This window comes from Corynebacterium sp. CCM 9203 (assembly GCF_041357675.1).
Classification (GTDB): Bacteria; Actinomycetota; Actinomycetes; order Mycobacteriales; family Mycobacteriaceae; genus Corynebacterium.
This window is the reverse complement of record NZ_JAUERY010000002.1, coordinates 550,872-562,205: the sequence shown is the minus strand read 5'-3', so window position 1 is coordinate 562,205 and position 11,334 is coordinate 550,872. Positions and strand designations below refer to the sequence as shown.

Here is an 11,334-nt window from a genome sequence, read left to right as displayed (position 1 = left end):
GGGCGTGGTGCGGTTACCAAGTATGTTACCCGGTAACTTACTTGGTAACCACCTTGGTTCTATTGTCCCGGGTGGGGCAGCCTGAACCGCCTCTACCGCTGGTTCTTCGCGCGTACAGACTCAGCGATGGCCGCGATCAGTAATCCGACGAGTGCGGCGCACCCGGCTCCGCCCGCGGCGCCGGCCAGCGCGAAGAAACCGAGTGGACCGATGAGGTCGAAGGTGAATACACCTTTCGGCCACACCACCGGAGCGAGCACCCTGGAGATGGGGTAGACGACGATCAACGCCAGTACGCTCTGGATGCCCCACCTGTCGTATGATGATCCGATTCCCTCCAGTCCCCTCAAAGCCCCGCTCCGGACATGGCCCCGAGCCCATCGGAATGAGTCTGGGTTGTCCACCATCTGGTGGGAGGTGTGCCGTCCAGTGCCGGGACGTGGACACGAGGGAACGGCCCGTCACCGACTTCGTGGCGATGGACGAGTAGATGAGGAAGACGAAGACCTCCAGAATGATGTTCAGCCAGTTTTTCGGCTTTGCCGTCGCCCATGTGCCGCAGGCTGTGCACAGGGCGACGGATGGTTTGTCATCCGGGGGTCATTCTCTCGGGGCCGGTATCACCAGATGGTGACGCGGCGTCCGGGTTCGAGGAAGATCGGTCCCTCGGGGTGGACATCGAAAGCGTCGTAGAACTCGTCGACATTCGCGGCGATGATGTTGCAACGGAACTCGGCAGGTGAATGGGGATCGACGGCGAGATACTGGGTGGCAAGCTCTGGGCGGACGGCCGTCCGCCAGACCCGCGCCCAGGAGATGAAGAGACGCTGCAGAGCGGTGAACTCACGGCTCTCCATGTCCGGGTCACCACCCTCGTGGTCGACGGTTTCGGTGGGGGCCGAATCGAAGTCGAGGCCCTGATCCGACAGGTAGCGTCGGTAGGCGACGACGGCGATACCAAGTCCGCCGAGATCCCCGATGTTCTCCCCGAGGGTGAACTCGCCGTTTACTCCGGTGGAGTCTGTGCCGCTCAACACGCTGGGTACACGCCCGTTGAACTGACTGACCAGACGGGAAGTAAGTTCCTCGAAAGCACTGCGGTCTTTATCCGTCCACCAGGAGTTGAGGTTTCCGTCGCCGTCGTACTGGCTGCCCTGGTCATCGAAACCATGGCCGATCTCATGGCCGATGACGGCCCCGATCGCGCCGAAGTTCGTGGCGGCATCGGTCTCGGGGTCGAAGAACGGCGGGCGAAGGATTGCCGCGGGGAAGGTGATGTCGTTGACAACGGGGTTGTAGAAGGCGTTGACCGTTTGCGGCGTGGTTACCCATTCGTCACGGTCGGCGGGCTTGCCGATCTTGTTCAGCTCATAGTCGTGGAGAAATGCGTTTCCCCGGCGGACGTTGGTGACCAGGTTGGCGCCGCCGGGTTCGAAGGTGAGGCCCTCATAGCTGCGCCAATTGTCGGGATATCCGATCTTCGCGGTGAACTTGTCCAGCTTGACCAGTGCTTTCTTCCGGGTCTCCTCTGTCATCCACACCAGATTGCTGATGCGTTCACGGTATGCCTCGATGAGGTAGTCGACGAGGGTGAGCATCTTCTCCTTGTGGGCGGGTGGGAAGTGCTCGGCAACGAACAGCTTGCCGATTTCCTCCCCGACGAAGCGTTCAGCAAGCCCGATACCGCGCTTCCAGCGATCCCGCTGTTCGGTGGCACCCTGCAGGACGGTTCCGTAGAAGGTGAAATTGGTTCGGCTGATCTCGTCGGTGAGCAGGCCGGCTCGCCCGTTGAGGATGTGCCAGGTAGCCCAGAGTTTCCAGTCGACGAGGTCAGCTTCTCTCAGGAGTTGATCCAGGTGGTCGAGGTAGGAGGGCATCATCACGATGAGACGGTGTTCCGGTAGCCCGGATGCCGCGCAGAGGGTGCCGATGAGACCGGGGAGTTCGTTGAACTCGGTGGGGTTGAACGTTTTCACCGCATTGCGTGAGGAGACGACATCCCAGTGCCCGGCGGCGATACGTTTTTCCACGTTGACAATGCGCTCGGCGGCGTCCTGGGTGGACAGTCCGCCCAGACGCTCCACAGGAAGGAAGTCGAGCATGGTCGCCACGTGACTGCGGTAGGTGGCCAGAGTTTCAGCGTGGGCGGCATCCCGGTAGTAGGCCTCATCAGGCAGTCCGAGTCCCGACTGGACGAGGTAGGCCAGTGCTTCCTCACCCGCGGAGTCTTTCTCCACCCAGAAACCGACGGGGGCACCGATGCCCTCGCGGTCGAGGCGCCCCAGGGCGGCGGCGAGTTCTTCGGGCGTGTCCACATTGAGCTGGTCCAGATCGGCATCCAGGGCGGCGGCTCCGGCGGCTTCTATGGCCTCGATGTCCATGAAGCTGTCGTAGAGGATTCCGGCGCGCCCGGTGTCGGCCTCGACGATGGCGCGGACGTCATCCTCCGCGCGGTCGCGGAGCTTGTGGAAGTTGCCATCGACACCCCGATCTTCGGGTATGACGTGGGAGTCGAGCCAGGGGCCGTTCACATAGCGGTAGAGATCTTTCATAAAGTCAACTGTACGGGTTTCCCGTAACCGTGGAATCCGTCCTGCGGGCCGTAATCTTCACTGTTCCGTACAGGTATCATCGACGGGCGTGGGACAATACCGTCTGAAACCGCACTTCCGGCCTGCACACGTCGCACAATTGATCGGTGTGCTGATGCTAGTGATATCGGTTCCGCTGCTCGTCATGGACCGATTGCCCGGGTCCGCACGATCCGTCGGTGAGGTGATTCTCGGAGATTCCATCGGCGGTGGATGGCAGATTCCGTTGCGGTACGCGGGCGGGGAACCGGTGATATGTGACAAGCTCCAGGATACGGTCATGGAGGGGGGCTGGGACTGCGATGGAACCCAGATCAAGTCTCTGGTTGTCAAGGATGTCCCGGATCCGGAACTCGCCGCGCGCCGAATGATGCGCGCGATGGGGATCTTTGAGGCGAAGAAACTTGAGGTGATGCGGGACGGCGACCTCTTGGAACTCCACCAACCGGAGGAAGACGGGACGAGAATGGTGATGTTTTCGGGTGAGGAACCGGAGGAACAGTTCACGGGTCTGGCGCTGCCTGGCACAGGCGATCATGAGGGCGAGCTGCTGGTTGTCGCGGTCTTCGGTAAACGGGGTGACGCTTACACTGACCTCGTTCTGCCACAGGTACGCAATAACGGTGAGCGTGATGTCACCGAGTTGGAGCTACCGTCAGTACTGACGTCGGAGACGCGGGTATGAATAGGTTGCTGCGGACCGTGTTGTGGATATTTAGCGGTATCGGTCTGGTCGGGGGCGTGCTGGTGGTGGTGATATCGCTGTTCGCCGGTTTGGCCACTGATGGCGAGATGCCATCGTTTGGGGTTATCGGGGGAAGTGTTCTGTTGGCTGCGGTGGAACTCGGTGTCGTGGTCACGGCGATCAGACTGACTCCACTCTGGCCTCGCGCCGGTGCCGGGTATGTCGTGACGTCACTGTTGTGGGGTGCCACAGTGGCGCCGCTGCTCGTCTTCCCGTTGGCGACGGCGTCGATGGATTTGCCTGCGCGGCTCGGGCTGGATCTCTTCGAGGCATCCTGGGGTGGTGCTTACCCGGAGGAGACGATCAAGTCTCTGGGCGTCTTGATCATCCTATTCAGTTTTCGTCAACTGGTGCGGCCCTGGCATGGCTTGGCCACAGGTGTCCTCGTCGGAATCGGATTCGAGGTGGTGGAGAACGCCGGTTACGCGGTGATCGGTGCGTTGTATCACCCGGTCAGTGACATGGACGGGATGCTGGAGATGTGGGGACTGCGCATGATTGCAGGCCCATTCCTGCACGTATTATTCACTGGGCTTGTTGGTTGGGGTATCGGGGTTGCGGTATTCACCGCTCGCCGCAGTTTCCTATGGCGTGTGGGCACGGCGGCACTCTGGATCGGCGTCGCGTTCCTGGCTCATTTCTGCTGGAACATCATGCACGATGACATGAAAGTCGCGCTCGTGGCGTTGGTTGGGATCGCGCTTGTCATTTACCCGTTGTTCATCGGGGTACTGGTCCGTGCCTGGCGGGCCGCCCGCTCAGATTCCGGGTACGTGATGCTCGATCGCCCAGTGGCTTCGGTCATGCAACTGGATCACCGTGATTTTGAGGTGCTGAGTGTAGGGGGCCATTCACGCGCGGATGGGGGTGGGCACAAGGACTGAGGTCGTGATACCCCTCACTGTTTCCTCTGGTGCAGGTGTGAATAATGGGATTGATGTGATGTGTGGGTAGATTTACTGATATGTACTTTTTCACGCACGATCGCACTTCCGTGCGCACGGCCCGACACCGGACCGTTCTCATTCCCGTGACCGCACTCCTGACCGCGCTGACCCTGGTGGTGGCACTGTCGGCTGCGCCGAAAGCCGCTGCTTTCAGTCTTTCCTCGCCGCGGGGCATCGACGTCGCGAGCTGGCAACACCCTAATGGCACCGCGATCAACTGGCGTGAGGTCTCCGCATCCGGCCACCGTTTCGCCTTCATCAAGGCAACCGAAGGTAACGGCTACATCAATCCTTATTTCGTGTCTGACTCCATGCAGGCCCGTAACGCAGGCATGCTGATCGGTAGCTATCACATGGCCCGCCCAAACTCGTCTGCGGCGGTGCAGGCGGCTGAATATGCTGCGACCCTCGCGATGCAGCCCCAGCCCTCGCTGCCTCCGGTCCTGGATATCGAGCACGCGGAAGGCCTCAGCCCGGCTGCATTACGGGCTTGGGTGCGCGAATTTGTTACCGAGATCGAGGGACTCACGGGGCGGAAGCCCATTATCTACACCTACCGGTACTTCTGGCGGGTGAACATGGACAATACCTCCGAATTCAGTGACTACCCACTCTGGCTCGCCGCCTACGAGAATAGGCCTCCGAGTAGCATTCCCGGCGGCTGGAACTACATGACCTTCTGGCAGCGTGCCGACAACGGTGTAGTACCGGGTATCGCCACGGCCACCGACATCAATCTGTTCAACGGCAGTCCCGGGCAGCTTGATGAGTTCAGTTCGGGGGCCAACGTCAACCTCGGCGAGGTGTTGACCACGGGCATTGATCTTGATGCTATCGGTGGCGGGCTCCCCGGCCTGGAGGCGCTGGGAAGCAGCAACCAGGAACTCGTCGGTGCAATCCTCGCTGTTGCCGCCGGAGTTTTAGCGGTGGGAACCCTCGTGGCTATCGCCCAGAGCCAGGGCGTCGATCTGGTGCCTGCGACCGAGATAGTCAATCGGGTCCGGGCTCTCGTGGACAGCGGCCATCTACCTGTACCTGATCTGCAGACGATGCATGATTCCGGTGAATACACGATCGGTGATCTGCTGATCTTACTGAAGAACGCGCAGCACTTTGCGGAACAGATCGGCTAAGGGGCTGATTTTCACGCAGTAGTAAGCAGTAGTAAAGAGAGTGATCCCGATTGTCGGGGTCACTCTCTTTCTCGTGTTCGTACCCAGACGCGTCTTCATCGGCAACGGTGATGGGCAAGGCCCCGGAAGAGTGTTTCGCTTGCGGGTGTACGCGGTGCTGGTACCTCGCCGCCCCTACGACGCTTACAGAGGACAGAGGCGAGCGAGATGGAAACAAGCGGAGTCCCCTTGGGTGATTCCCATGGGGACTCCGCGAACCTGTTCACTGGTGGTTGGTTCAGTCCTCGATCTTCATCTTGCCGGGGTTCCAGAAACCGGAACGCTGTTCGGTACGGTAGTCGATCACCGCGTCTACGGGAGCCTCACCCTGGGAGTTGGTCCGTAGCTCGTAGGCTTCCAGGGATCCCCAGTCGCGGTGCCAATCGTCCTTGAGATAGCTCGGTAGTTCAGTGGCCTTGTTGATGGCCTCCGCGACACCCATGACACCACCGCCGCTGTAATCCTGCCACGGAGAGAGGGTGACTTTTCCACCATGATCGGGGGAGATCCGCCAGAGCGGGGTTTCCGCGACACCGGCCCAGTGGTCGAAGGGGCGCTGACAGGGGAACTGCAGGGATACGGACCAGTCGAGTAGCGCGGGGTCTTCGGAACCGACGACCTCATTCAGGGACTTCAGGGTGGGGACGCGCGGTGGGGTGATCGCGAGCCACTGCTCGGGGTCCAGACTCGTGTCTGCTGCGACGATACGGACGACGTTCGCCTCCGCAGGTAGCCGGTCCAACGGGACACGGAGGTTGCGCCATCCGGGAGCTGGACCGATGTCGAGAGGTTCGATTTCTCCGATGTCGGTCACCCTATCACCGGGTCCCCGTGTTCCGTACTCGATGAGGAGCTGTTGTCCATCCTGACGGACACCGTTGATGTCATCGTGTTTGATGCGACCGGCTGCGGACACGACGAGGAGCGGTGCATCCTTGCGGCGCTCCGGAAGTTGGTACCAGGAGGTGGTGACTTCGGCGGGGAATTGTGGGCCGGAGGTATAGGAACCGAGTACGGGTACCTTGCGGTAGTCGATTCCGAACGGGAGCTGGGCGACGGAGCCGTTGACGCCGACGTCGCCACGGACGCCGCCGCCGGACCCTGAATCCTGCCCGCCGGTCTCCCCGGAAGCCGTGTCATCGTCAGTGGCACCGGCTATGGAACCTGCGCTTGTGGCGGTGGTGTCCACACCGGAGGAGTTGATTGATGGGGGAACGTTGTTGGCGTCAAAACCGCGGTTGTCCTCGCTCTCGAGGGAGTCTCCGAGGGAGGTGCCGCCGACGGGCGTGAGGAAACTGTCGTTCGTATCGGATTCGATCAGGGCATCATTGGCGAGGGCGCAGCTATCTCCGACGAAGGAGCGGGCGTTACCGAGTCCGATGGAGTAGGCGGGATACTGGTCGACGAACCCCTTGCCGAGGGAAAGTACGGAGAACATCACGACGAGTGCGGACACGACCGCGATCGGTGACGCCGCAAGCCCGTCGAAGCGACGCAGCTTCCGCTGCTTCTCTTTCGCGTATTCCTCGGCTTGGCCTCGGGCAGCGGCGCGTGCTGTTCCGACGTCCGAGACGAAGGACTGCACCGCGCCGAGAGCGAGTACCGCAAGAGCGATGAACAGCATCACGGTCGATGCCTCGATGTGGCGGTACTGAATGGTCTTGTCGTACCACGGGATGCCGTAACTGGAGACATACCACCAGCCGTTGGTTCCGGACAGGGAGAAGGCTAGTAGGAACAGGATCGCACCGATGAACAGGGTGCGGGAGCGGGCACTCTTGAGCGCCATGTTGGATACGGCGATGGCGGCGAGTGCGGCGAGTGCGGCGCCGATTCCGGCATACACGCCGAAGTGGTGGGTCCACTTCGTTGGCGTGAACATCATGAAGAACATCGTCCCGAAGAACACCAGCATGAGCCGCATGGACGGACCTTTGGCAGAACCGGGGACGCGACCGTTGCGGAGCACGCTGGCAAGGACCAGTGCGAGGCAGAGGAACAGCATGAGTACCGCGAACCGACGGGCGAAAGATCCGTCGACGGTTTGCTGCATCAGAGTCTCGTAGCGGACCCACTCGTCGTACCAGTGCAGCGACGGGCCCTTCGCGGAGCGCACCCGGATGGATTCGAGGACGGTACCGAGAGTCTGGTCGCCGAAGACCGCGAGGAGAATCGCGGTTCCGGAGGCGAAGAAGGGACAGAGCATCGCCGCAGTCGCGCGTATCGACGTCGCTCGGGAAGAGCCTGGTCCGGCACCGAGCAGTGGCATGCGTCGCAGACCGATTCTGATCAGGCCCGATAGTCCGGCGAGTAGTGCGGCGACCGCCATGAGGCCCGTGGGGCCGGCACCGAGGCACACGGTGGCGATGATGACACCGATCGCTGCGGGCAGAAGCCGGGAGGTGGCGATGGCACGCTCGATCGAGACCCAGGTGAGCAGCGCACCGACGGCGATGACGGGTTCGGGCCGGAGTCCGTTGTTGTAGACCATCCAGAATCCGAGGAAGGAGAACGCCGCCGTCCAGTGTGCGACCCGACGGTTGTTGATCTTCGATCCCAGTCGGGGCAGCACCTCACGGGTGATTATCATCCAGGTCAGCAACCCGGCGATGAGCTCCGGAAGGCGCATCCATATTGATGCGGTGGAGACTTGCGCCATCAGACCGAGCAGATCGTAGTAAGGAGCACCGAACGGGGATTCGGGCACGCCGAACCAGCGGTAGTAGTTGGCCATGTAGCCGGCGTGATCCGAAACCCGGGCCATGGTGAGGAGGTAGCCGTCATCCGAGGTGTTCGCACCGAAGATGTACCACCAGAAGAGCACACCGCCGACGATGGCGTCGAGGATCCGGGGCCGGAACCAGCCGACGGGTAGGAAGCGGCGGGTTCTGCGGCCGTCGAGAATGTCCATCCGGTGCAGTGTCCACAGGGCGACGAGCAGCAGAGCCAGACCCGAGAACATCGTGAGGTACTTCAGCACACTCGGCGTTGAGGTGAAGCGCGAGTTGATTTCGACGTGTGCTGCCAGGCCCCCGTCAATCAGTTGTCGCGTGGTCGATTCATCCCCGGCCAGCTCTGTGTAGATACCGGTGAGTTGTGGGCGCTGATCATCACTCACGGTGCCGATGTATTCCCCGCCGTCGGGGGCGCGGGCACCGTCGATACGGACAGCCGTCTCCTTCTCCGTGGAGGAGACCCGGAGCACTGCCTCCGGTGGCAGGGTTTCGAGCTGCTCAGCACTGAGCTCGAAGGGGACCTGGTTACGCACGATGACGTCCAGACCCGTCGAGGTGAGCCGCACGAAGAGGCCACGGGTAGTGGCGTCCTCGCTGTCCGCGGGCAAGGTTCCGAGGACGGTTGTCTCGTTCTCCCTGAGTTTTGGGAGGGCGGAGATCGGGATGGCAACGTCGATGGACTGTGGAACGTAACTGATCAACGGTGCGTTGACACTGTTCAGCGAATTATTCTGCGGCCAGTTGAACGAGGACTGGGTCTGGGTTACCGGCATGAACGGCGTGAGCACGAACATGAGGAACCCCAGGAGACCACTGACGATGGCGAGGTTGAGCAACCGTCTCGACGCGGTGGGCTGGGTTGTTACGGCGGTGGCTGACACAGCAGACAAGTTTACGTCAGAGCTCCCGGTACGCTTCATCGGTTGCGGATCACCACCACGAACGGTCCGACCTGCTCGATATCCCAGGGTGCCCCATCAGCCGTGAACGGCGCGGGATTGAACCACACCCCCCGGAATCGGACGTTTGGGTTGTTGGGGTAGATATCCTCCGCAATGTCGTATTTCCAGCCTTCTTCGGTATCTTTCGCATCACCCCGCAGGATGAACACATCCGGAGCGGTGTAGGAGGAACGGCTGAGAGCACCCAGGAATTCTTCGGTTCCGGCGAGCGTATTCCACGATGAACTGGCCCACTGCTCGATCTCACGGTTGCGAACATCGAATTCACCCAGCGGGTTCGCGTAGTGGCTGGTGAAAGCCTGGAAGCCACGGTAGGGGTGGTATGACATGAAGTTGTGTTCGTCGGTGAGTACGACGGTGTCCCTGGGTATGTACCCCTTACTGCGGATCAACTCGTCGATTTCGCCGTACCAAACACCGGAATCCGGTGGGTACAGATCGGCACGGACACCATCGCCGTCGGTATCCGTGTAAGCGAGGTCGATTGCGGTGTGATTCCGCTGCGGGATCGTCTGTGCGTACGAGACACCGCCGATGAGTAGCAGCGTCACCATGACGAGAGTGACACTCCGCCCGGTCCGTGCGGAGATCTGGTGTGGGTAGAGGGTGTCTGGTCCGAGGAGCCGGATCTCGGCGATCGCGAACACGCCCGCAGTGGCGAGCTGCAGCGTGACCACTGCGTCCATCCGGAACCCGAGGAGGGTGTTCCCGGCGAGAGTCGCGATCATGGAGGCCACGATCCAGCCGTAGAACACCACTAGGGCGATACCCATCGCACGTACATCCCGGTCGACCGCACGTACCACGAGGAAAATGGTGCCCAGGAGACAGAGCGCACCCACTGCGGAGAAGGACAACATTGGCATCGGGATCTGGGTGCCCGCGTAGGGTAGGTAATGCATCGCCGTGGCCCCGGAGTGCGGCTCTCCGCGCACGATCGCGAGAAGATACGGTGCCCACACCAGTGACGCAATGGCCATGGATGCGGTTCCCATCAGCACCAACCGGCCGAGTGGACGCCAGGATCTGTCGACGATCGCGGAGAACACCGCAGTCACGATCACGATAGACAGTGCGACCACCGCAGTGTAGAGGGTGTAAATCGATGCGGAGGCGCCGAGATAGATGATCATGCCGAGGATCGCGAGTCGGCTTCCGTCGAGGGCTCGGCGCACCAGAACAGTGGAGGCGGGTACACCGAGCGCGACGATTGCCGCGTAGGGCTCCTGCGGGGCGATCACGAGGATCAGGCAGATACTCGTGAGACCGACGCCGGTGGCGACGGTCAGTGAACCGCAGATCCTCTGCCAGGTCGGGACGACCATTGATGCGGCGGCCGCCAGGGAGACCAGTGCCCACGGTTGGAATGCCGCCCAGCCGTCGAGTCCGAGGAGGTGAGCGAAACGTCCGCCGAACCAGAACCACCCTCCGGGATAATAGGAGGGCAGATCAATGTAGTTCATGTCACTCAGGACCGGGGAATCGGTCAACCGGGTGAGGAACTGCGTGCGGAATCCCTGATCAACCGTGATCCCGTCGAGGTACAGTCGGGTCGCGGATAGCGGCAGTGCCAGGGTGGTAACCACCAGTGCTGCCGGGGAGAGATAACAGACCAGATAAGTGAGCCACACCCGCCACCGGGGCCGAGAGGAAGGAATCCGTTCACTGTCGGGGAGTTCGGTGGTCGGTGGATAGGCTTCAGCCGTATCCGGTTCATCGGCCACCACGGACCCGTGACCGCGGGCGAAGACCCTCACTCCGGGAGTTTTATCCCGGCATCGGAGTTGGTCGTGGTGCTCGTCGCGTAGCCAGAGGAACACCAGACTGATCACAAGGAGCAGTACCGCGACGGTGCCGGTGGTGGACAGTGCCCTGGAAACCAGCGAACCACCGAATGCCGGGAGGTGGGTCAGCTTCAGGATGAACCAGCAGAACAAGGTGAGCGCGCCGCCGCCGACCCCGGCTGCGGCGATGGCGAGGACGGTGGCCCGGTCACTGAGTGCGTCCGAGGTGAACTCCGCACCCCCCGCCGGGGCGGTGGGGCCGAAGAATACCCTGTTGCGCGCCGTCCGGGTGGGGTCGGCAGCGATGCCATCCGTCGCGTGTGTCATGTGTTCAAGTCTCCCACACCTGGTCGGGGAACGCCGGACACGGATCGCGGGTGCGGGAGAGTTGCGGATCA

7 protein-coding genes are annotated in these 11,334 nt (G+C 61.8%); 3 read left to right on the top strand and 4 right to left on the bottom strand.

From position 1 onward, the window contains the following. Nucleotides 1-92 precede the first annotated feature (92 nt). Together QWU44_RS05930 and QWU44_RS05925 are read right to left on the bottom strand one after the other, a co-directional pair. Complete coding sequence (locus QWU44_RS05930) at nucleotides 93-350, bottom strand: hypothetical protein (RefSeq protein WP_370914755.1); 258 nt, start codon at nucleotides 348-350, stop codon at nucleotides 93-95. A gap of 270 nt (nucleotides 351-620) precedes the next feature. Then, the gene (locus QWU44_RS05925) at nucleotides 621-2,552 is read right to left on the bottom strand and encodes a M13 family metallopeptidase (RefSeq protein WP_370914754.1); all 1,932 of its coding nucleotides are present in this window, start codon (nucleotides 2,550-2,552) and stop codon (nucleotides 621-623) included. Between the two features lie 148 nt (nucleotides 2,553-2,700). Between QWU44_RS05925 and QWU44_RS05920 the strand changes: the two genes are divergently transcribed. From QWU44_RS05920 to QWU44_RS05910, 3 genes are all read left to right on the top strand, one after another. After that, entirely contained in the window at nucleotides 2,701-3,276 is a 576-nt protein-coding gene (locus tag QWU44_RS05920; protein ID WP_370914753.1) for a hypothetical protein, read from the top strand. Then, on the top strand, nucleotides 3,273-4,220 hold the full coding sequence (locus QWU44_RS05915) for a PrsW family intramembrane metalloprotease (protein ID WP_370914752.1): 948 nt from the start codon (nucleotides 3,273-3,275) through the stop codon (nucleotides 4,218-4,220). The genes QWU44_RS05920 and QWU44_RS05915 overlap by 4 nt, the downstream gene beginning before the upstream one ends. A gap of 80 nt (nucleotides 4,221-4,300) precedes the next feature. Continuing rightward, on the top strand, nucleotides 4,301-5,416 hold the full coding sequence (locus QWU44_RS05910) for a glycoside hydrolase family 25 protein (protein ID WP_370914751.1): 1,116 nt from the start codon (nucleotides 4,301-4,303) through the stop codon (nucleotides 5,414-5,416). A gap of 277 nt (nucleotides 5,417-5,693) precedes the next feature. On the opposite strand, the gene QWU44_RS05905 is transcribed toward QWU44_RS05910, so the two are convergent. Beyond that, nucleotides 5,694-9,110 carry an arabinosyltransferase domain-containing protein gene (locus QWU44_RS05905; RefSeq protein WP_370914750.1) on the bottom strand — a complete coding sequence of 1,139 codons (3,417 nt, stop codon included), beginning with the start codon at nucleotides 9,108-9,110 and terminating at the stop codon, nucleotides 5,694-5,696. Next, the gene (locus QWU44_RS05900; protein WP_370914749.1) at nucleotides 9,107-11,263 is read right to left on the bottom strand and encodes a galactan 5-O-arabinofuranosyltransferase; all 2,157 of its coding nucleotides are present in this window, start codon (nucleotides 11,261-11,263) and stop codon (nucleotides 9,107-9,109) included. Before QWU44_RS05900 ends, QWU44_RS05905 begins: the two co-directional genes overlap by 4 nt. Between the last annotated feature and the right edge of the window lie 71 nt (nucleotides 11,264-11,334).